A 22,036-nucleotide genomic window follows, 5' to 3' on the forward strand; every position below is an offset into this window, starting at 1 on the left:
TCCGGCTGCGGAAGGGCTGCATCATTCTTACAGCTTGACGCGCTGTAAACGCAGCGCGTTCAGTACAACGGATACCGAGCTGAAGGCCATCGCAGCTCCGGCCAGCCAAGGCGCCAGGAAGCCCAGCGCCGCAATCGGGATTCCGGTGATATTGTAGGCCAGCGCCCAGAACAGATTCTGCCTGATATTGCGCATGGTCTTGCGGCTCATCAGGATCGCATCCGGAATGCTCATCAGATCACCGCGCATCAGCGTAATATCCGCCGCCTCCATCGCCACATCCGTGCCGGTGCCGATTGCCATGCCCGTATCCGCGGTTGCCAGCGCCGGAGCATCGTTGATGCCGTCGCCGACCATAGCCACCTTGACCCCGCCGCTCTGGAGCCTGCGGATCTCTTCGGCCTTGCCCTCAGGCAGCACCTCCGCCAGAACCGTGCGGATGCCCGCCTGATCCGCAATCGCCTGGGCCGTAATCCTATTGTCTCCGGTAATCATGACAACCTCGATGCCCATGGCATGCAGCCGGGCTACCGCCTCCCGTGAGGTCTCCTTAATCGTGTCAGCCACAGCAATCACTCCCGCAACCGCATCCTCCACGGCTACCAGCATCGCTGTTTTGCCTTCCTGCTCCAGCTTGGTCATGATCCCTGTCCACGGCTCGATATCCAGCCCGTTCTCCACCATCATACGCCGTGTGCCTACGCTTACCTTCTGGCCGTCCACTACCGCCGACACCCCGCGGCCCGGTACCGCCTCGAACTGGCCCGCTGGCGGCAGGTCGATTCCTCTACCTTGTGCTCCAGCCACAATGGCCTCCGCCAGCGGATGCTCCGAGAGCTTCTCCGCAGCCGCTGTTATGGCCAGCAGCCGGTTCTCGCCAAGCACCCGTCCTTGCGCAGCGATTCCAGTAGTCGCTACAATATCGGTCAGCACCGGCTTGCCGTTGGTCACGGTCCCGGTCTTATCTACGACCACTACCTTCACGCCCTGCGCAGCTTCCAGATGCTCCCCGCCCTTGAACAGGATGCCGAACTCGGCGGCCCGGCCGGACCCGGCCATAATGGAGGTTGGCGTCGCCAGTCCCAGTGCGCACGGGCAGGCGATGACAAGCACCGCAATGGCTTTTTCCAGGGCCTCTGCAAACTGCCCCGGCGCTCCCCAGATATACCAGACCCCGAAGGTTACGGCAGCAATACCGACCACAATCGGCACGAAGATCCCGGAGATGACATCGGCAATCCGCTGAATCGGTGCCTTCGAGCCCTGCGCTTCCTCCACGACTCTAATGATCTGTGCCAGCGCCGTATCACGGCCGACCTTGCGGGCTTTAACCCGCAGCATTCCGTTCTTGTTCAGCGTAGCTCCGATCACGGAATCTCCCGGCTTCTTCTCCACCGGGATACTCTCGCCTGTGAGCATGGATTCATCGACGGAGGACAAGCCCTCAACGACTTCACCGTCTACAGGCACCTTAGTTCCAGGCTTCACCAGCACAATATCGCCGATCACTACATCCTCCACCGGAATACTCAGCTCTGCACCGTCACGCAGCACCAGCGCTGTCTTGGCCTGAAGCCCCATCAGGCTGCGGATCGCCTCCGATGAACGCCCCTTCGCCAGCGCTTCTAACCACTTGCCTACGAGAATTAACGTGATCAGCACCGCGCTGGTCTCGAAGTACAGCTCCACGGTGTGGTGCATCCCGCTCATTTTCAGAGAATCAATCGTCAGGTACACGCTGTAGAAATACGCCGCAGATGTACCCAGCACCACCAGCACATCCATGTTGGCACTGCCGTTCTTCAGCGCCTTATAGGCGCTGACATAGAACTGCCAGCCGATCACGAACTGAACCGGGGTCGCCAGCACAAGCTGGAACCAGGGATTCATGAACAGCTCAGGCGTCCAGATCCAGGTTGTGAACGAGAAGTGGCCCGCCATGGCCCAGAGCAGCGGGAGAGACAGCAACGCGGAGATCATCCACTTATTCCGCTTGCGTGTAATCTCTTCGCTGCGCTGCTCCGCGATATCCTTCCGGTCCTGCTTAAGTGCCGCCTTATAGCCGATGCTGCTCACCTTATCCATAATCTCGGCCGGACTGACATTGCCCGGCGAATATTCCACATGCGCAGTCTCCAGCGCCAGGTTCACATTCACGGCCGCGATTCCAGGCATGCGTCCCAGCACCTTCTCAATGCGCGCCGAGCAGGCGGCACAGGTCATGCCGGTAATATCAAAATCCGCAGATTCCTTCAGTGTATCGTAACCTAGCGAGCGTATCTTCTCCTCGATCTTCGGCACATCCATAGCTGCCGGATCGAAGCCTACCGTAGCCTGCTCCAGCGCCAGATTGACACTCGCCCGGGATACCCCCTCCATGCGGGACAAGCCCTTCTCAATCCGCGCCGCACAGGCGGAGCAGGTCATTCCGGTAATTTGCAGCGTGGCCTGCTGCTCCGGGGCGGACTCTGCACTCTTTTCCATCCTCATGCACCTCCACATACCCCCAAGGGGTATATTTATTTTGAAAAGAAAAGGCATTGGCGCCCGGCCCTGTACCCCAGGGTTCCCTGCTCCAAGCCCTTATATTACAACAATTAGCTCACACTACGTCGTAGCCCTGATCTTCAATAGCAGCCTTGATCTTATCCAGGCTTACCGTATTCTCATCGAATTCAACCGCCACCGTCTTCGCCGGCAGATCCACCTTCGCCGCAGCGCCTACACCGCTAACAGCCTTCTCTACAGCACTTACACAATGACCGCAGGACATTCCTTCAACATTCAGTGTTACGTTCGACATTTGAATTACCTCCTAATTGTTGTTGGTACACGATTAATTTGTGTTCATATTCTACAACCGGAATATAGATTGTTGCGTGAAGAAAGGATAGCTGTGCTTGATTGTACTTTGTACAACAGATGCCGGACAAATCAGCCTCTGAATGGAATCTATTGTATTTCGCACATTAGATTTTCAGCTTTTAGGCTCTTTCATCCTATTTCCCTGACTTCAATTGTACAGAATACAATAGAATGGATATTTTCATCGTTAAACAGGAATTCTATTGCACAAAGTACAATCAGACCCTTGTTTGTTGTTTCTTCTTCCTCTGAAACTGCAGGAGCGCCAGCGACCGCCTTGTCCAAGGATTTCTTTCACTAAGGCGGTATCAATCATGAAATCCGTGGACAACAGCGGCCGAAAGTTCTAAATTCAACGCAGTTACATCCACCATATTTGTACTTTTGATTCTCACAGTTCCATTTCTCCAGGCCCAACCTTTATTTCATCAGCTTGTTCACCGTAACCAGCAGCTCGTCAATGACCTCATGCTCACCGGCTTCGATCCGTTCAATAATACAGCTCTTCATATGGCCTTCAAGCAGCAGCTTGCCGACACTGTTCAGGGCCGCCTGCACCGCCGCCAGCTGATTCAGCACATCATCACAGTAGGTATCCCGTTCAATCATGCCTTTCACTCCACGGATCTGTCCTTCAATCCGGTTCAGCCGGGTCGTCAGCCCATTCTTGAATTCCGGGGAATGATGACTCTTACGCACACCGGAAGCAGAAGAATGGCAGGCTTCGGCAGGGTCCCGTCCGGCAGGGTCCTTCTCATTTGTAGACACAGGAATCAGCCTCCTTACGTACCAATATAATATACCCCCCATGGGTATGTCAAGCTGCAGGAATAAAGAATCGCCGCTTAAGGAATACCAATTAGAATGGCGCCGCTTTCCTTAAACGGCCTTTCAGAACTCCTGTACAAGCGCTGCATAAAAAGGATTGACCCCCTATTCAAATTTGAATATAATAAGGTCTGCAACTTATCAATTTCAATTAAAGGAGTATGAACAACATGCATAACAAAGAGAGCAATCTGAAGCTTGTCGTTGCCGGACTGCTGCTCGGCATTCTGATGTCGGCCATGGATAATACGATTGTTGCCGCAGCGATGGGCACGATTGTCTCTGATCTCGGGGGACTTGATAAAATCGTCTGGGTCACCTCCGCCTACATGGTCATGGTGATGGCCGGCACCCCGATCTTCGGCAAACTGTCCGATATGTACGGACGCAAACGGTTCTACATCTTCGGACTCATCGTCTTCCTGATCGGCTCCGCACTGTGCGGAACGGCTACCAGCATCACCCAGCTTAGTATTTACCGTGCGATTCAAGGGATTGGCGGCGGCGCACTCATGCCGATTGCCTTCACGATTGTCTTCGACATTTTCCCGCCTGAGAAAAGAGGCAAGCTCACCGGACTCTTCGGTGCTGTCTTCGGGATCTCCAGTGTAATTGGGCCTCTGCTGGGTGCATATATCACCGAATATGTGAGCTGGAACTGGATTTTCTATATTAACCTGCCCATCGGGATTGTCTCGTTCTTCTTTATTATGACCTCCTATAAGGAATCCATATCGCATTCCAAACAGCGGATTGACTGGGGCGGCGCTTTCACCCTGGTGGCAGGGATTATCTGCCTGATGTTCGCCCTGGAGCTTGGCGGTAACCAGTATGCTTGGGATTCTGCAGCCATTCTTGGACTGTTCGCTGCGTTCGCCGTGCTGCTGATCGCCTTCATTATCATTGAAAAATTCGCGGCAGAGCCGGTTATTTCTTTCGCCATGTTCCGGCAGCGCCTGTTCGCGACCAGCAGTATACTGGGCTTGTTCTATGGTTCGGCATTCATTGTAGCAACGGTATATATCCCAATATACGTCCAGGGGGTATACGGCGGCTCCGCCACCAACTCCGGCCTGATTCTGATGCCGATGATGATCGGAACCGTAATCGGCAGCCAGTCCGGCGGCCTGCTTACTACTAAAACGAGCTTCCGCAACATCATGCTGCTGTCAGCAGTCTGCTTCGTGGGCGGGATTTACTCCCTCAGCACCTTGACCCCGGAGACCCCCCGGATGGCGCTTAATGCCTTCATGGCACTGACCGGCTTCGGCGTGGGCTTCTCCTTCTCCGTGCTCAGCCTGTCTTCGATCCAGCATTTCGACATGCGCCAGCGCGGTTCGGCAACCTCCACCAGTACCTTCATGCGCTCGCTCGGAATGACGCTGGGGATTACGATCTTCGGCATTATCCAGCGCAACCATTTCGCCTCCCAGCTGAGCGCAGCCTTCGGAGACAGCGGCCAGGCCGCTTCCTTCGGCGACCCGCGTTCCGCGTTAACACCCGAGGCCAGAGCACAGATTCCGGCGCCTGTCCTTGAGAAAATCACGAACTCACTGTCTTCGTCGATCTCACATACCTTCTTGTGGGCCATCGTTCCGGCAGTGCTTACCGTGGTCTTCGTCCTGCTGATGCCGAAGGACCGTCTGCTGCCGCAGGGCAGCCAGCACGCTGCTGATAACGAACGGAGGTAAGCCCATGCCCATGAAGCTGGCAATTCTGGGACTTTTGCTGGAACGGGATATGCATCCTTATGAGATCACGCTTGTTATGAAGGAACGCTCCATGGACCGGGTGATCAAGATGCAGACAGGTTCATTATATTATGCGGTCGATAAGCTGGCAGCAGGCGGCCATATTGAGGCGGTTGAGATCATCCACAGCCCGGACCGGCCGGACAAAACCATCTACCGGATCACTGACAAAGGCAAGACCTTCATGGAGCAGCTTATTCTGCAGCAGATCCGAAAAAGCGATCCCATGTACCATCCGGTACAGATCGCTCTGTCACTCACGCATTTGATTGACCAGGAGAAGGTCGAAAGCCTGCTGGAAGAGCGTATCCGCGAGGCAGAGCATGAGGTAAACCTCGCCTATCAGCTATACGAGGAGCATATCGCCGTGGTACCGCGTTCGGTGCTGCATCTGATGTACGGCAGATACGAGCATTGCCAGACTGAGCTGAAGTGGCTGAAGCGCCTGTATGAGGATGTGGCCGCCCGCAGACTGAATGATATCGGCAGACCTATTATCGCAGATGAATAGAAGTGAATAGCCGCTGTGATTGTTTAGCGGAGACCTTATGTGTTTATTAGCAAGTGGAAACGGCTTTACTGTCCTTTTAGGGGCGGTACCGTTTCAAAATTCTTATATTTGGAGCAAACCGCTGGCGAGGGGCTAAAGCTGTGTCAGCCCCCGCCTGACGTATATTCTGGAAAGGGAAGTGAAGCCGTGATGAGCGATGATAAAAAGCCGATCAGAGACGAGCGTGACCACCCGGAGCAATACCCTACGGACAAGCCCAGCCTGTTCGATGTAGATGAGGACCAGCAGAATGTGGACCCGATACCCGTAGAGGACCTGACACTTGAGAAAGAGGAAGAGAAGGATAAAGAGACCACGAAGCACCGTTCCTCCAGTGATAAGAGATACCACACCGGATTCTAAAGGTGTAAGCTTGTCCGGTAACATAACGAGAGCATTCTCAAGCTAATAGTATGGAGGGATCACATTGCTGAGAGCGTTACCCCTTAACCGGCGCGGCATACCCGCCAGCCGTATTGCCCTTGGCTGCATGGGACTGGGCGGCGGCTGGGACCGCGAGCCGGTCACGGCTGCGAATATGAAGCAGGGACATGAGGCGCTGGATGCGGCGCTGTCGATAGGTATTAATTTTTTTGACCATGCCGATATCTACACCCGGGGCAAGGCGGAGAAGGTGTTCGGGCAGATCTTCAAGGAACGGCCGGGGCTGCGCGAGGGCATTCTCCTCCAGTCTAAATGCGGCATCAAGCTGATGGAGCCGGGAGACCTCTCCAATAGCTTCGACCTCTCCAAGGAGCACATTCTGTCCAGCGTTGATGGAACTCTAGCACGGCTGGGCACAGAGTATATTGATATTCTGCTGCTGCACCGCCCCGATCCGTTAATGGACCCTGAAGAGGTGGCAGAAGCGCTGCATCAGCTCAAGGCCTCCGGCAAGGTACGCCACTTCGGAGTCTCCAACATGAGCGCTGCCCAGATCCAGCTGCTGCAGACTTATTGCGACGAGCCGTTTATTGTCAATCAGCTGCATATGAGCCTGTACAAAATCAGCTGGGTCGACGCCGTACTTAGCGTGAACCGCGATCCGTGGAAGGACATTACGTTCCCGGAGGGCACCATGGAGTATTGCCGTGCCGGGAACATCCAGCTCCAGGCCTGGGGCCCGCTGGCCCAGGGACTTTTCAGCGGACGGCCGCTTGAAGGCCAGCCGGAGAATGTTGTGAATACAGCGGCCATGGTACGGAGACTCGCTAACGAGAAGGACGCGGCACCCGAGGCTATCGTGCTGGCTTGGCTAATGACGCATCCCGCAGCCATTCAGCCTGTGATCGGCACAGTGAATCCGCAGCGGATCGCTGCCTGTGCTGGCGCGGACCAGCTGGAGTTATCCCGCAAGGAATGGTATGAGTTGTACGTTACTTCGCGCGGGGAGAAGCTTCCTTGAGTTTGTGGGCACTTGGGTGGACGCTCCGCTGTTTAAGCGGTATACGTAACACCCCATCATAAGAGAATATCATTTGATTTCTCTTCCAAAACAGAAAGCAGCGATTCTCTTTTAACGGAAGGATCGCTGCTTTTGGGACAACCCCTTCTTTGCCAAGAAACACTAACCCATTCGTTTAGCCAACTGGTTCAGCATCTGAATTGTATTCGGTTTTTCGCATACATCGGGCCCGTACGCCTCCCACTTTTGCCCCATTCAGGTGCACTTTGCTGTTAGTGTTAACCGTGGACACCCGTTAAGAGAATAGAGATAATGAGTTTAACGAGGAGGTGTCCGCATGAGTGGAACACGGAGAAGCTACAATGAAGAATACAAAAGACAGGCCGTAAAGTACATCCAGGAGCAGACGAAAACGGTGGCGGAATTGGCCCTGGAGCTGGATGTCCCCGCCAAAACGTTGCATAAATGGCTAGGTCAGTACCGGCAGTTTGAGAATGAGCCCATCATTACTCCAGACAAATACAGAGAGCTGGAACGTCAACTGAAGGAGCGGGAGCAAGAACTCGCAGACCTGACAGAGGAGATGGCCATCCTAAAAAAAGCCGTGCACATCTTCAGCAATCCAAAGAACTGAGATTTCGGTTTATTGAAGATCATCGCTCCGAGTTCCGCGTGGAGAAGATGTGCAGTGTCTTTCAGGTGTCCCGGAGCGGGTATTACAAATGGAGAACAGCGAAGCCCAGCCCTCAAGCCACTCGTAAAGCCTTGTTGCTAAAGCGGATTGCCTATCATTTTCACGACTCTAAGGGTCGCTATGGCAGCCCCAAAATCAAGGTTCTCCTAGTGCGTGAAGGGCACCAGGTCAGTGAACGCACGGTAGGCAAGTACATGAAAGAACTGGGGCTGCGCTCTTGTGTCGCAAAGAGATTTCGCGTATGCACCACCGACTCCAACCATCCGCTACCCATTGCCCCCAACTTGTTAAACCAGCAATTTCACACGGAAAAGCCGAACCAGACGTGGGTAGCGGATATCACCTACATTCCCTGCCGGGAAGGACGAATGTACTTGGCGAGCGTGCTGGACCTGTGTACCCGGGAGATTGTCGGCTGGCGGCTTAGCGACCGGATGACCACTGACCTCGTACAGGGCGCTCTGGACGCTGCCTACCAGGCCAAACGCCCCGGAAAGGGCTTGATTCACCATTCGGATCGAGGCTCCCAGTACGCCTCTGCAGACTACCGGGAACGCCTAAAGACGTACCAGATGACCGCAAGCATGAGCCGCAAAGGAAACTGTTATGATAACGCCTGTATCGAATCTTTTCACAGCCTCTTAAAAAAAGAGTTGGTGTACTGGAATCGATTTAAAACGAAGCAACAGGCGTATGATGCCATTTTCCAGTACATTGAATTTTTCTACAACCGTAAACGAATCCATGGGGCACTGGGGTACGTTTCTCCGGTTCAGTTTGCAGCCACATTTAAGCGAAAAACGTTGTAGGTTTTGTCTACTTTCTTGACAGGAGTCCACTTATGCTCCTCATTTCTGCTCCCCGCCGACTTTTGCCCCATTCAGGTGCACTTATGCTCCTCATTTCCGCTCCCCGCCAACTTTTGCTCCATTCAGGTGCACTTATGCTCTTCATTTCCACACTCCACTAACTTTCGCCGCATTCAGGGGCACTAATGCCCTCATTTCCGCTCCCCACCAACTTTTGCTCCATTCAGGTGCACCTGTACTCACCTCACTCCGCTCCTGCCACCCGCCCCATCCGTTCTTTATAAAGAACATTTGTGAAAAACAGCGATAACCGCAGTTACAGCGAGATATCCCACCTAATTCGTACTTTATTGCGAACATTCCGCTGAAATTAACATTTTTCTTTTCCAAGCGGCGCAGTGTATGATTTGCTTACGATATTGTTCTTTATAAAGAACGAATATAACGAATAACTCATTAGCAAGTTGAGAGGGGGCTTAGCTATGTACCCCAGATCTGCCAAGCGGCGCAAACGAACAACCAGGAAGCTCGGCCTGCGGATTCTGCAATCGGGTATGGCTGTATCTGTGCTTTTGATCTATACCTCAGGCCAGATCGGCAGCACCTATGGAGAGTTCAACACCTCGCAGGAGCAGATCAGCTCCATCGGGCTGTGCTCGGTATTCCCGGGTCAGATTGAACAGCTGTTATCGGAATTAGGCGGGCATCTAAGCACCCTCGTAGAGCTGAAAGCTTCCCTTGGCAGCCATAGCATCAGTGGAGTGTATAACACCTCAGCCGCTACCGGAGAGCTGTCGCTTGCCGAGCTGGATCAGGCTGCAGACGAACTCTCGTCTGAGCTCACTCAAGCTGGCAGCGAGATCGGTCTGCTGGAGAAGCAACTAAGCTTCAACGTGACGGTCTGGCAACAAATTCTGCAGGAAATTGGCTATGCAGCGGCCATTCTGCACAAGCTCGGAGGGTATATGGTGAATCTCGATCCTAACTGTCTGGAAATCCGTGATGCACAGTTCTTTGACCAGATTCAAGAGAGTCTTCAGCAAAGCGGGATTCTCTCGGAGCCGCTGGCGGAGACGTTAAGCGGAATTGTGCAATACCTTGGCTCGATTCATGATATCGGCGGTTCCTTGCCTACCGGTAATCCCGACCGCGTCTTACTCCGGCAGGATGACTACAGCTTCCCCGCTGAGGAGCCTGTGCTCTCATTCGTAACCAGCGCCTATCAAGTAGATTCGCAGGTATCCCCTGCGCTGCTGGCCGCGTATGAGCAGTTGAATACCGAATTAACAGCGTCCAAGGATACCCTGACCTCCACCATCCACACCTTAGAGGAACAGCTGGCAGAGATCGCTGGTGCCAAGACGGCCCTTGAGGACAAGGCGAAGGCACAGCAGGAGGAAGAGAAACGCCTGACGCTGGAAAAGACCGATAAGGCCAGAGCGGAAGAGGCCGAACGGCTCGCCATAGAGAAGCAGAAGGCTGCTGACGAAGCGCTGAAGCTGGAGCATGAACAAGCCCGGAACCAGCCGCCCGCAACCAGTCCTCCTGACAAAAGCCAGCCGGCAGAGGAGCCCGCTCCAACAGCGCCTGTACAGGATACTCCAGTCCCCACAGCTTCAGCAGCAGCAGAGGTTATTGCTCCAGCGGCCACTCCTGTGCCTGAGATTCTTTTACCGGAACCCACTCCAGATCAAGGACCTAACGGCGTAATTCCGGGCACTGTGATGGACGACGGGCAGCCTGCTCCTGCAGCTACACCGTCTCCACAATCCGACACCAGCAAAGGCGGCGAATAAGATGCGCATCCGAAAAATAGCAGGTACGATCATCTCCACACTGATTCTGATTGTGTTCCTCGTGCTGATCACAGCCGTTGTGATCTCCAAAGCCTCCGGCGGCGAGCCCTCCTTCTTCGGCTATCAGATTAAGACGGTTTTGTCCGGCTCCATGGAGCCAGGCATCCAGACCGGTTCCATTGTGGCCATTAAGCCGGGCGGAGACATGACGCGGTTCCAGAAGGGCGATGTGATCACTTTTCTGAATCCGGATAATATTCTGATCACCCACCGCGTGGTCGATGCCGAGCTGAACAGTGCGCTGGGGCAAGCCAGCTATATCACCAAGGGCGACAATAATGATGCAGCCGACACCGCGCCCGTCAGTTCCACGAATGTGGTAGGTGAGTACACCGGCGTAACCGTCCCCTATGTGGGCTATGCCATGAGCTTCGCAGTCTCCAAAGCCGGCAGCGTAGTGCTGATGATTATTCCCGGGCTGCTTCTGCTCCTCTACGCGCTGTATTCTTCCTGGAAGGCCGTTGCGGCACTGGAAAAGAAGAACGTGGCTTCATCCGCAGCCAGCGGAGGCGGGCCGGATAGTCTGACTGACCTCGTCCAATGATCGATTGTCCTCTCCCGTTTACGAAACGCGGAGCCACAATACAGCTCTACAAAGCAGACTCATAAGAGAGGGATGAACAAATGAACGTCAAAAAAACATTAGGTCTCGGCGTTGTATCGGCAGCATTAGGCTTAACCCTGGTCGGCGGAGGTACCTTCGCTTACTTCAGCAGTACCTCTACTTCTTCAGCTTCTTTTAACAACGGAACCCTATCATTGAAATCTGATCCCTCTGTCATTGTTAATCTCAGTAATCTCAAGCCGGGAGATACAGTCTTACGGGACTTCAAGCTCAAAAATGACGGAACGCTCAATATTCCCAAAGTGGTACTGCGCACCTCGTCCGCCATTACAGACGCCCAAGGTGATAACGGTACGCATAATTTCAAGGATGATATTATTGTGACCTTCCTAGTAAACAAGGATAAAAAGGAATCACCGCTTCTGGTCATCTCGCTGGCCGATCTGGAGAAGGAGAGTCCCGATCTGGTGGCCCGGGGAATTCTCGGAGCAATCTTAGGCGGAGAGAAATCCGGCATCAAAGCCGGTACCTCGGATGACCTGACCATTCAATTCGCCTTCAAGGAGACCCTCCAGCCGCAGAACTATTATCAGGGCGATACGCTTGCGCTGACGCTGAATTTTGAAGCCAACCAGGAAAAAGGCAGTCTCAAATAATTTCAGGGCAAAACAAACCATTCGAGGAGGAAATCAATCATGGGTATCAAAAAAACATTGGGTCTTGGCGTAGCATCGGCGGCACTGGGCTTGTCTTTAATCGGCGGGGGCACCTTCGCTTACTTCAGCTCCACAGCCACCAGCACGGCAACCTTCGCCGCAGGTACGCTGAAGCTCGGCTCTTCCTTCAATACTCCGGTAGCGTTGACGAATCTGAAGCCGGGAGACTACACCGTCCGCACCTTCACCTTGTCCAATGACGGCACACTGGATATCAAATTCCTCAAGCTGGCCACCACTTACACCGTAACCGATGCCAAGGGCGATAACGCGGGCCAGGATCTCGGAGACCACTTCAAGGTCAAGCTTCTCGATAACACGTACACCGGCGGTTCACTAAGCGGTCATGTGCTGTCCGAGATCTCCCTGAAGGATCTGAAGAACACCCCCAGCTACGATCTCGTAGCAGCAGGTGTACTGCCAGGAGGGATTGCCGCAGCCGGGTCCAAGACCTTTAAGATCGCCTTCGAGTTCGTAGACAACAGCCAAGATCAGAACATTTTCCAGGGTGACGGCCTAGCTCTGAACTGGACCTTCGATGCACTTCAAGGACTGGGAGAGGCCAAGTAAGTCAACACTCAAGTGGAAAACGGCTTTGCCGTCCTTTGAAAGGACGATACCGTTTCAGCAAGACGGCACATCCTTCCCCCAACCGGGCCGGGTGTGCCGTTTCCTTTTCCCAGGCTGCCGGGCTTAATGATTTTTGTCCGATTTGCGGTTTTTTGTTATACTGACAAGTGAAAACGGCTTTGCCTTTCTATGAGGGCGGTACCGTTTCAGTGAGAAAGATAAGGATATAGCGCGAAGCATATCACTTCTTATCTTTTAATAAAAAGTACGGAGGGCGTTGTAATCGTGTCAGATACTATGGGAGGCCGCATCCACAAACTCCGGCTGGAGAAGGGCTATTCGCTATCCGAGCTTGCGGATAAGGCTGATGTGGCGAAATCATATCTCAGTAATGTAGAACGCAATATTCAATCCAACCCCTCCATTCAATTCATCGAAAAAATCGCTGACGCGCTTCAGGTATCCATTCATGCACTGCTGTATGGCGGACTGGCAGAGACGGAAGAACAGGCTCTGGACGGGGAATGGTTCCGGCTGGTTCAGGAGGCCATGGCCTCCGGTATAAGCAAACGTGAATTCAAGGAATTCCTTGATTACCAGAAATGGCGGATGGAACAAAAGGACAATTAAACGCAGCATTGTATGTCACAGGGAAGACTCCGCACGGCAGGGAGGCCGCCTTCGGCGAAGGCATGCTTTCAAGCGGCATACAGAAAAGGCACAGCGTACCGGGCGCTGTGCCTTTTCTGTATGTATCGCAGCAATGATGACCGTCCTTACATCGCCTGGAGCGCCTTCTCACTTAGAAACCGGCGGATCTCCTCCGCCGCGATCCCCGCCTGCTTGGCAGACATCAGCAAGTGCACCCATTCTAAATCCAGATCTACTGCCTGCAGCTCGTCATTCCCCTGGTTGGACATATCCAAGAAATCTCCTCCTAGAATTTTCGCGTCCCCAGGCAGTCCGGCCATCATAGTAGTATTGCTACTTTGTAGTATCTCTACTTTAGATCCGAGACTTTGTGCCCCTGTCTTTCGGCAGGTTTACCTTTTACTGGACCCTTTCCATCATGAAAGGATCTGGCAAGAATCGATGAAACCGTTCTCCGCAATAACATTATACAAGATCATGCGCGATTAGTGTGTCGTTTTCTGGAATTTTTTTATGATAAAATGTGAGGAAACTTAGCTAATATTGCCAGTGGCTTGTATAAATATTTCCAGTTCCAAGTTCAAACCCTAGGTAATAGTTTAAATATACTAAAGGGAACTCTAACTGCTCCGCCTTACCGCTGCGCGCAACATCGCATAGAGACAATTACCCATTTGTATGGATTACGGACAGTGATATGGATTGAACTTGTTGAAAATTTAAGTTAAGGAAAAAGTGGCGGAGGGGAATTTTGGAACTGGAGGAGCGGTAGCGACCGCCTTTGTCTGCGGATTTCAACCGTTAACAACGGGATAAAATCAAGAAATCTGCAGACAACAGCGGCCGGAGGTCCAAAACTTCTCTGGAGTCACGGCCAATCCCAAAGCATAAAAATCAATTTGTTCAATTAAAATACATGATTAATGCCTATTTATGATAGTTCCGTATGAATACTGTAATGAATCATGCCAAATTGCGAACGGATTGACCGAAAGTATGAATTGATTTACCCCGCCGGAAAGTAGCACAATAAGGTGAGAATGAAACCGCAAACATTTGCAGCTCCGCCAAGTGGCACACTGGATGCCCCGCGTGGAGTTTATCCGTTAGGAGGACCTATTCATGGCAGTCAAAGAGCCCTATAACGACACAGTATGGAGCAAATACTACGGCCCCAACCTGGGCTACATCCAAGAAAGATATGAGCAATTTGTCAAGGACCCCTCTTCTGTTGAACAACATTACCGCGATCTCTTCACCGTATCCGGTCCCCCTCCGCTGGCACCCGATGCCGAGAGGGCTCCAAGGCCTGCCGTATCAGCAGATGCGCAGTGGCTCAAGAAGGCTGTCAAGGCCTCGAAGCTGATCGCAAATATTCGAATATATGGCCATATGGCTGCAGACATTGATCCGCTGGAGCGCAGCACGAACCCGATGGCCAAATGGCTGGAGCTGGAGACCTACGAGCTTACCCGCGAGGATCTTAATGCTCTGCCTGCTTCGCTGATCTGGGATAATGCCCCTGCGGATGTGCATACCGCGATGGATGCCGTCCATAGAATGCGTCAGGCCTATACCCAGACCATTGCCTATGAATTCGGGCATGTACACGATGAACGCGAGCTGCGCTGGCTCAACAGCCAGGCGGAATCAATGACCTCCCCTGCCCCGCTGAATAATACAGAGCGCAAGGAGCTGCTGAAGCGGCTGGTTCAGGTGGAGCATTTCGAGACCTTCCTGCACAAGACCTTCGTCGGGCAGAAACGGTTCAGCCTGGAGGGCAATGATGCCCTCGTGCCGATGCTGGATGAGATTGTGCGGGCCGCCGCGCATGACGGCGCAGAGCATATCCTGATGGGCATGGCCCACCGCGGAAGACTTAATGTGCTGGCTCATATTCTGGGCAAGCCCTATGATATTATTTTCTCGGAATTCCATCACTCGCCGAACAAAGAGCTGTTCCCTTCGGAAGGCTCTATGGGTGTGACCTACGGCTGGAGCGGTGATGTGAAGTATCATCTCGGGGCTGACCGCGCCGTCCGCGAAGGCGAGACCGTTCGCACCCGGATCACGCTGGCCAATAACCCGAGCCATCTTGAATTTGTCAATCCTGTCGTCGAGGGCTTCACACGCGCCGCACAGGAAGAGCGCAATGCTCCGGGACTGCCTAAGCTGAACACAAGCAAGGCTATGGCTGTGCTGATGCACGGCGATGCCGCCTTCCCTGGCGAAGGTATTGTCGCTGAGACGCTTAATATCGGCAAATTGCAGGGTTATCAGAATGGCGGTACCGTGCATATTATCGTCAATAACCGGATCGGCTTCACCACAGAGAGCGAGGACTCCCGCTCCACCCATTATGCCAGCGACCTGGCCAAAGGGTATGAGATTCCGGTCGTGCACGTCAATGCCGATGACCCGGAAGCCTGTATTGCCGCTGTCCGTCTGGCCAGTGCTTACCGCCATATGTTCAAGAAGGACTTCCTGATTGATCTGATCGGCTACCGCCGCCACGGGCATAATGAAATGGATGATCCCGAGACAACTCAACCGATTGTGTACGGCAAAGTGCGCAACCACCCTACCGTCTACCGCTCCTATGCGGAGCGTCTTCAACGCGAGAAGGTGGTCACTGCCGATGATGTGAAGAACATGATTGCCGAGGCTGAGAGTGTCCTTCAGCAGGCCTTCGACCAGATGAAGGAAGGCAAGCAAAAGAATGCGGAGTCTAAGACCGTCGTCGCGCTGGATAACGATAGTCTCCAGCAGCGTCCTACAGCCTTCCCTCTGGCCGGTCTGCAGGAGATTAACCGCGAGCTGCTGCGCGTACCGGCCGGCTTCAAGGTCTATCCGAAGCTGGAACGGATTCTGCAGCGCCGCAAGGATGCACTGAATGACGGAGAGCGGGTAGACTGGGCGCTGGCAGAGACACTTGCCTTCGCTACGATCCTGAAGGACGGCACGCCGATCCGCCTCAGCGGACAGGATGCACAGCGCGGCACCTTCGCCCACCGCCATCTGGTGCTGCACGACAGCGAGAACGGGGAACTCTATGCTCCACTGCATCAGCTGAGTGATGCCGGCGCTTCCTTCGGCGTCTACAACAGTCCGCTGTCCGAGGCCTCTGTCCTTGGCTTCGAATATGGTTATAATGTGTTCGCACCGGAGACTTTCGTTATCTGGGAAGCTCAATACGGAGACTTCGCCAATGCCGCTCAGGTCATTATTGACCAGTTCATTTCCGCCGGCCGCGCCAAGTGGACGCAGCGCAGCAATCTGACGATCCTGCTGCCTCACGGCTACGAGGGCCAAGGACCAGAGCACTCCAGCGGTAGATTGGAACGGTTCCTCCAGCTCTCCGCCGAGGAGAACTGGACTGTAGCCAACCTGACCACTGCTGCGCAGTATTTCCATCTGCTCCGCCGTCAGGCCGCGCTCTGCGGACAACCGGATGCCCGGCCGCTGGTGATCATGGCGCCGAAGAGCCTGATCCGTAACACGCGCAGTACCTCAGCCGGAGCAGACCTCGCTTCGGGCACCTTCCAGGCGGTTCTTCCCGAGCCGCTGCTCGGCAGTAAGCCGGAAGCCGTGAAGCGCCTCGTGGTATGCAGCGGCAAGGTGGCCATCGACCTGCAGACAGAGCTTGAGGCGACGCGCGGACAGGACTTCTCCTGGCTGCACATTTTGCGCATGGAACAGCTCTATCCGTTCCCGGAACGCGAGCTTGGTACTCACCTTAGCGGCTTCAGCTCTCTGGAGGAGATCGTCTGGGTACAGGAGGAACCGAAGAATATGGGCGGCTGGACGTATGCCGAATCCCGGCTGCGCGCCATCGCACCGCAGAAGGTCACTGTCCAGTACATCGGACGTCCGGACCGTTCCAGCCCGGCCAGCGGCTACGCAGATGTCCACAGCTTCGAGCAGCGGCGCATTGTACGGGAAGCCCTGAAATTGAATGCTGCAGTGCAAGCACCTGTACCGTCTTCCTGAGCACAGCAAGGCGGTCATCCAATATCACGCACACCACTATATTTGGGGAGGTACGGCCTGTGTCCGAGATAAAAGTACCCGATTTGGGCGAATCGATTTCCGAAGGAACGATCTACAAATGGCTGGTTAAAGAGGGCGATACTGTCGGCCAGGGGGATGTGCTTGCCGAGCTTGAGACTGACAAGGTCAATCTCGAGATCAGTGCGGAGGAGGACGGCGTCATCTCCTCCATCCTGCGCCAGGCGGGCGAGAACGTTGCCGTTGGCGAAGCCATCGGCATCATCGGCATCATCGGCAGCGCCGCTGGAGCAGCTGCTGCCAGCAAGCCGGCAGCAGACAGCGTTCCGCAGGGCGGCAGCGCGCCTGCTGCTGCCGCAAGTGCCGCAGCGCCTGAACCGGCCGCTGCGGTAACGGCTCCAGCCGCCGCCGAAGGTGCGGCGGCAGGCACTGCGGCCCTGGCCTCGCCGGGGGCGCGCAAGCTGGCGCGGGAGCGGGGCATCGACCTCGGCGAGGTCAGTGCCCGCGACCCAATCGGCCGGATCGGTCAGGCCGATGTGGATGGTCATAGCGCCGCCGGGCCGCAGGCCGCTGCGCAAGCGGCTCCGGCGGCGCGGCCGGAGCCGGCGAAGCCCGCGCCGCCGGCAGCGGGCAAGGCGCCGCATGCCGAGGACGGCAAAGCCACCGAGCGCAAGCGCATGTCGCGGCGGCGGCTGACGATTGCCAGCCGCCTGGTCGAAGCGCAGCAGACGGCTGCGATGCTGACCACCTTCAACGAGGTGGACATGACCGCGATTCTCGACATCCGCAAGCGCCGCAAGGATGCCTTCAAGGAGAAGCACGAGGTTGGACTCGGCTTCATGTCCTTCTTCACCAAGGCAGTCATCGGCGCGCTCAAGGCTTACCCGATGCTGAATGCGGAGATCGACGGGGAAGATCTCCTGCTGAAGAAATATTACGACATCGGCATTGCCGTAGCTGCCAAGGAAGGCCTGGTTGTACCGGTCGTCCGCGATGCCGACCGGCTTAGCTTCCCTGAGATCGAGCGGCGGATCGGCGAGCTGGCCTCCAAGGCGCGGGCGAATACGCTCAGCCTGCCGGAGCTTCAGGGTGGAACCTTCACGATCACGAACGGCGGAGTATTCGGCTCCCTGCTGTCCACACCGATCCTCAACACCCCGCAGGTCGGCATTCTCGGCATGCACAAGATCCAGCTGCGCCCCATCGCGCTGGATGAGGAACGCACGGTCAACCGTCCGATGATGTACATCGCCTTGTCCTACGATCACCGGATCGTGGACGGATCAGAAGCGGTCAGCTTCCTGGTCAGAGTCAAGGAATTGCTGGAGGACCCGGAATCTCTGTTGCTGGAAGGTTAATTCTCCGGCCACATAGTTTCTCCATCCACTTACATGATAAACATAAAGGCACCCGGCGGAGCGTAACCTTACGCTTCCCGGATGCCTTTTTTGTCTATCTGCTGACTCCGCCATACCCGCTCATACCAACATGCGCCTGTTCCCGGCAGCCCACGCGCATCACCCAATCCAATTGTAATCGGTTTTTCGACCACATTTAGCCGAGGCTGCGCATCCGGTCCAATTGTAATCGGTTTTTCGACCACATTCAGCCCACGCGACTCACCCAATCCAATTGTAATCGGTTTTTCGATCACATTCAGCCGAGGCGGCGCATCCGGTCCAATTGTGATCGGTTTTTCGACCACATTCAGCCGAGGCGGCGCATCCGGTCCAATTGTGATCGGTTTTTCGACCACATTCAGCCGAGGCGGCGCACCCACGGATGGCGTAAAGTAAGTTGTGTACCAAGATTTGGAGTCTAGTCAGACACCAAAAAAGTAGGGTATCCTCGGGATTGCGAAACCACCAAGGAGGAACCCTACCAATGAATATTTTACCCGAAAGTTCTCTGAATAATCTATTTGAAAAACTTGTTAAAGATTTTGTGAAAGACAACATGGAACGCCTGTTGCGCGCCGAAATCCAGGGGTTTATGGAGAGTGAAGAAGCCGGTGCCAGCAATAGTCGCAATGGCTACTATACGCGAGACTTACACACGAAATACGGCCATATCGAGGATCTTCAGGTCCCCGGGACCGCCAAAGCCTTTTCCAGACGCAGATGTTTGAGCCGTACCAGCGGCGGGACGGATGGTTAGAAGAGGCCGTCATCCAAATGTACAAATCGGGCATGGGTACGCGGGATGTGGCCCGGTTCATTGAAAGTATGTTTGGCAGCCACTACTCCCCCACCACGGTCAGCAATATTACGGCTACGGTGCTAGACGATATCCACCAGTGGCAGAAACGGCCCCTGAGCAAACGGTACTCCGTAATCTACTTGGATGGGCTGTACGTGAAGCTGAAACGGGGCACGGTTCGTGGCGAAGTGGTCTACTTTGCGATGGGGATTGACGAGGAGGGACAGCGTCAAATTCTCGGGTTTTACGTGGGCGGCCAAGAGAGTTCGAATGGCTGGCGGGAGGTACTCAAAGACCTGTACGACCGCGGAGCGCAGGAAGTCCTGCTGGGTGTGTTTGACGGACTACCGGGGCTGGATGCGGCGTTTAAAGAGACCTATCCTCAGGCAGATGTACAGCATTGCGTAGTGCACAAAGTGCGGGCCACGTTCCCTAAAATCCGGATGGAGCACAGAACTGATGTCCTTGAAGCGTTGAAAACCGTATATACCGCACCGGATGAAGTGGTAGCCCGGGCTAACTTTGATACGGTCAAAGCGAAGTGGAACAAGCTATATCCGAAGGAAATGAGGTCCTGGGAGGAACAGTTATCCACACTCCTGACGTTCTACAAGTATCCGGAATCGATCCGTAAAGCGATCTACACGTCGAACCCCATCGAACGGATGAACAAGGAAATCCGCAAGCGTCTGAAACCGATGAACAGTCTGACGAACATGGATGCGGCAGAGAAAATCGTGTACCTGGAGATGCTGGAATACAATGAACGTCATGCAGGGCGGGTCGCCCAAGGCTTTGGCATGGATGCCGTTAAAAAGAAGCTAAAAGAGCTATTCGAAACACGCTATCCCTCTTTGCCCACACCGGAAGAGACATAGCAGAGAAATCCAGTTTCTGGGGGTCGGGGTTCCCCCTCCCCCAGAAACACTACACCCCAACCCGTAACCCCGGGGAGGTACTTCTACTCTCTTACACAAACTTCTTGACGCTACCCACCCAGTCCAATTGTGATCGGTTTTTCGATTACATTTGGCCCACGCGGCGCATCCGGGCCATTTGTGGCCGGTTTGCTGTATTAGAAACACTACTCACTTCATGCTGGAGTTGTGCCTCGAAAGATAAGTTTGTTTTCGACCATGAAAAAAAGAGATCCCCCACCCGCTTACGCGGGCGGAGGACATCTCTTCTTCTCAGATTTATTCTCTTTGTCTATAGTACTCAAATTTGTCTATAGTACTCTTATCTGTCTATTGTACTCTTATCTGTCTATAGTACTTTCTCAAGCCGACGTAAGTCGATATATGGTTAAGCCGTATGCCGTGAAGGCTTCAGGCTCATTCCCTTGGCTTTGGCTGCTCTGGCTACCGGAGGCTTCAGTGAAACCGCCAGGATACAAGCCAGAATACACAGCAGCCCGATGATGTTAAAAGTGGGCTTGAACCCGCCGAGGAAGGCGGCGATGAACGAACCGGACAGCGCGCCGATCCCGAAGCCCTGATAGATAATGCCGTAGTTCTTACTGTGATTCTTCAGGCCGAAGAAGTCACTGACAATCGCCGGGAAGACGGTAATGTTACCGCCGAAGCAGAAGGCGATAGCCGCCACACAGGCGAAGAACAGGCCATAGCTCAGCGCGGCATAGCTGAGGGTAAACATCGCCACAGCCGTTACCGCCAGCGTGATACTAATCAGCTTGGTCCGGCTTACCCGGTCGGATAATGCGCCAAGAATCAGGCGTCCAGCCGTGTTGAAAATAGCGATCATCGCCACAGCATTCGCCGCCGTCGCCACATCCATACCCGCCAGCTGCACACCGATATCCTTCACGATACCGATCAGATAGAGGCCGCTCATGCAGGCGGTGAAGAAGATCACGAACAGCAGGTACGCTTCCTTCGTGCGAAGCATTTCCTTCACGGTATAATCCTTGGGCAGCAGAGCCGCCCCGGAAGCGGACGATGCCCGGTTTCCCGCAGCAGTTACAGCAGGCGCAGCAGCCGGAGCCTCCCGGATCAGCAGCGAGCCGATGAGGATCATCATCATAACGATAAGGCCCCAGTATAGAAAAGCATTCGACACCCCCGCCGATTCAATCAGGCCGCCATTGATGTATTTGAAGATCAGACTGCCCGTTCCGTAAGCGCCCACGGACACCCCGGAGATCAGTCCTTTATTCTTCGGGAACCACTTCATCAGGTTGGACAGCGAAGTAATATACGCCGTTCCGTCCGCATACCCGACCACTACGCCAGCCAGCAGGTAGAACATCGGCAGGGAACTGGCCTGCGAGCTCAGAATCAGCCCCAGCCCCAGCAGTATGCCGGAGGCTGCAGTCAGTCTGCGGAGACCGAACCGGTCCTGCAGCTTGCCTGCGAACAGTGTGGCGAAGGCCAAAGCAAAGCTGGTAATAGAAAACGTTATCGAAACTGAGCTAAGCTCAAAACCAAATGTACTGACAAGATGTGCATTGAACAGGCTCCAGGTGTAGATGGTACCGAGTCCCATTTGCATAATTACTGTACCTAGTACGATGAGCCACCGTTTACTGGCTGTATCCGTTATCATCAGA

At 54.4% G+C, this 22,036-nt stretch carries 19 protein-coding genes, 1 pseudogene and 1 riboswitch; of the genes and pseudogenes, 14 read left to right on the forward strand and 6 right to left on the reverse strand.

The features are described 5' to 3' along the window. Positions 1 to 27 precede the first annotated feature (27 nt). The 3 genes from NSU18_RS17535 to NSU18_RS17545 form a co-directional block, all read right to left on the reverse strand. Complete coding sequence (locus NSU18_RS17535) at positions 28 to 2,484, reverse strand: heavy metal translocating P-type ATPase (RefSeq protein WP_341014996.1); 2,457 nt, start codon at positions 2,482 to 2,484, stop codon at positions 28 to 30. 118 nt (positions 2,485 to 2,602) lie between these two features. Then, the gene (locus NSU18_RS17540) at positions 2,603 to 2,803 is read right to left on the reverse strand and encodes a copper ion binding protein (protein WP_036732845.1); all 201 of its coding nucleotides are present in this window, start codon (positions 2,801 to 2,803) and stop codon (positions 2,603 to 2,605) included. Positions 2,804 to 3,285: 482 nt separating this feature from the next. Next, positions 3,286 to 3,564 carry a metal-sensitive transcriptional regulator gene (locus tag NSU18_RS17545; RefSeq protein ID WP_235218520.1) on the reverse strand — a complete coding sequence of 93 codons (279 nt, stop codon included), beginning with the start codon at positions 3,562 to 3,564 and terminating at the stop codon, positions 3,286 to 3,288. Between the two features lie 299 nt (positions 3,565 to 3,863). On the opposite strand from NSU18_RS17545, the gene NSU18_RS17550 reads away from it, so the two are divergent. The 11 genes from NSU18_RS17550 (at position 3,864) to NSU18_RS17600 (ending at position 13,239) form a co-directional block, all read left to right on the forward strand. Then, positions 3,864 to 5,384 carry an MDR family MFS transporter gene (locus tag NSU18_RS17550; RefSeq protein WP_341149646.1) on the forward strand — a complete coding sequence of 507 codons (1,521 nt, stop codon included), beginning with the start codon at positions 3,864 to 3,866 and terminating at the stop codon, positions 5,382 to 5,384. A gap of 4 nt (positions 5,385 to 5,388) precedes the next feature. After that, on the forward strand, positions 5,389 to 5,955 hold the full coding sequence (locus NSU18_RS17555; RefSeq protein ID WP_341014999.1) for a PadR family transcriptional regulator: 567 nt from the start codon (positions 5,389 to 5,391) through the stop codon (positions 5,953 to 5,955). A 189-nt stretch (positions 5,956 to 6,144) separates the two neighbouring features. Then, on the forward strand, positions 6,145 to 6,357 hold the full coding sequence (locus tag NSU18_RS17560; protein ID WP_341149647.1) for a hypothetical protein: 213 nt from the start codon (positions 6,145 to 6,147) through the stop codon (positions 6,355 to 6,357). A gap of 64 nt (positions 6,358 to 6,421) precedes the next feature. Beyond that, positions 6,422 to 7,399, forward strand: a complete 978-nt coding sequence (locus NSU18_RS17565) for an aldo/keto reductase (RefSeq protein WP_341015002.1) — start codon at positions 6,422 to 6,424, stop codon at positions 7,397 to 7,399. Positions 7,400 to 7,736: 337 nt separating this feature from the next. After that, complete coding sequence (locus NSU18_RS17570; RefSeq protein ID WP_341016938.1) at positions 7,737 to 8,033, forward strand: transposase; 297 nt, start codon at positions 7,737 to 7,739, stop codon at positions 8,031 to 8,033. An 11-nt stretch (positions 8,034 to 8,044) separates the two neighbouring features. Further along, complete coding sequence (locus NSU18_RS17575; protein ID WP_341018673.1) at positions 8,045 to 8,902, forward strand: IS3 family transposase; 858 nt, start codon at positions 8,045 to 8,047, stop codon at positions 8,900 to 8,902. Between the two features lie 482 nt (positions 8,903 to 9,384). Then, complete coding sequence (locus NSU18_RS17580) at positions 9,385 to 10,698, forward strand: hypothetical protein (RefSeq protein WP_341149648.1); 1,314 nt, start codon at positions 9,385 to 9,387, stop codon at positions 10,696 to 10,698. Between the two features lies 1 nt (position 10,699). Further along, positions 10,700 to 11,302, forward strand: coding sequence for a signal peptidase I SipW (sipW, locus tag NSU18_RS17585; protein WP_341015005.1), 603 nt, complete (start codon positions 10,700 to 10,702; stop codon positions 11,300 to 11,302). 80 nt (positions 11,303 to 11,382) lie between these two features. Continuing rightward, positions 11,383 to 11,979 carry a TasA family protein gene (locus NSU18_RS17590; RefSeq protein WP_341015007.1) on the forward strand — a complete coding sequence of 199 codons (597 nt, stop codon included), beginning with the start codon at positions 11,383 to 11,385 and terminating at the stop codon, positions 11,977 to 11,979. A gap of 39 nt (positions 11,980 to 12,018) precedes the next feature. Then, positions 12,019 to 12,609, forward strand: a complete 591-nt coding sequence (locus NSU18_RS17595) for a TasA family protein (protein ID WP_341015008.1) — start codon at positions 12,019 to 12,021, stop codon at positions 12,607 to 12,609. Between the two features lie 297 nt (positions 12,610 to 12,906). After that, on the forward strand, positions 12,907 to 13,239 hold the full coding sequence (locus NSU18_RS17600; RefSeq protein ID WP_341018493.1) for a helix-turn-helix domain-containing protein: 333 nt from the start codon (positions 12,907 to 12,909) through the stop codon (positions 13,237 to 13,239). 146 nt (positions 13,240 to 13,385) lie between these two features. Here NSU18_RS17600 and NSU18_RS17605 read toward each other — a convergent pair whose 3' ends face one another. Beyond that, positions 13,386 to 13,529: an anti-repressor SinI family protein gene (locus NSU18_RS17605; protein ID WP_341018495.1), complete on the reverse strand. Its 144-nt coding sequence runs from the start codon at positions 13,527 to 13,529 to the stop codon at positions 13,386 to 13,388. A gap of 34 nt (positions 13,530 to 13,563) precedes the next feature. Beyond that, positions 13,564 to 13,667, reverse strand: a riboswitch (cyclic di-GMP riboswitch). Between the two features lie 715 nt (positions 13,668 to 14,382). On the opposite strand from NSU18_RS17605, the gene NSU18_RS17610 reads away from it, so the two are divergent. Both NSU18_RS17610 and odhB read left to right on the forward strand, forming a co-directional pair. Next, positions 14,383 to 17,250: a 2-oxoglutarate dehydrogenase E1 component gene (locus NSU18_RS17610; protein ID WP_341149649.1), complete on the forward strand. Its 2,868-nt coding sequence runs from the start codon at positions 14,383 to 14,385 to the stop codon at positions 17,248 to 17,250. A 59-nt stretch (positions 17,251 to 17,309) separates the two neighbouring features. Next, a complete protein-coding gene (odhB, locus tag NSU18_RS17615) occupies positions 17,310 to 18,626 on the forward strand; it encodes a 2-oxoglutarate dehydrogenase complex dihydrolipoyllysine-residue succinyltransferase (protein ID WP_341149650.1) in 1,317 nt (438 codons plus the stop codon). Between the two features lie 68 nt (positions 18,627 to 18,694). Here odhB and NSU18_RS17620 read toward each other — a convergent pair whose 3' ends face one another. Continuing rightward, positions 18,695 to 19,048 (reverse strand): hypothetical protein, encoded by a 354-nt coding sequence (locus NSU18_RS17620; protein ID WP_341149651.1) that lies wholly within the window; start codon positions 19,046 to 19,048, stop codon positions 18,695 to 18,697. A 104-nt stretch (positions 19,049 to 19,152) separates the two neighbouring features. Here NSU18_RS17620 and NSU18_RS17625 point away from each other — a divergent pair. Further along, positions 19,153 to 20,345: pseudogene (locus NSU18_RS17625) on the forward strand (IS256 family transposase). Between the two features lie 427 nt (positions 20,346 to 20,772). On the opposite strand, the gene NSU18_RS17630 reads toward NSU18_RS17625, so the two are convergent. Continuing rightward, positions 20,773 to 22,029: an L-lactate MFS transporter gene (locus NSU18_RS17630; protein WP_445321865.1), complete on the reverse strand. Its 1,257-nt coding sequence runs from the start codon at positions 22,027 to 22,029 to the stop codon at positions 20,773 to 20,775. Positions 22,030 to 22,036: the final 7 nt, after the last annotated feature.

This window comes from Paenibacillus sp. FSL H8-0048 (genome assembly GCF_038002825.1).
GTDB lineage: Bacteria > Bacillota > Bacilli > Paenibacillales > Paenibacillaceae > Paenibacillus_AQ.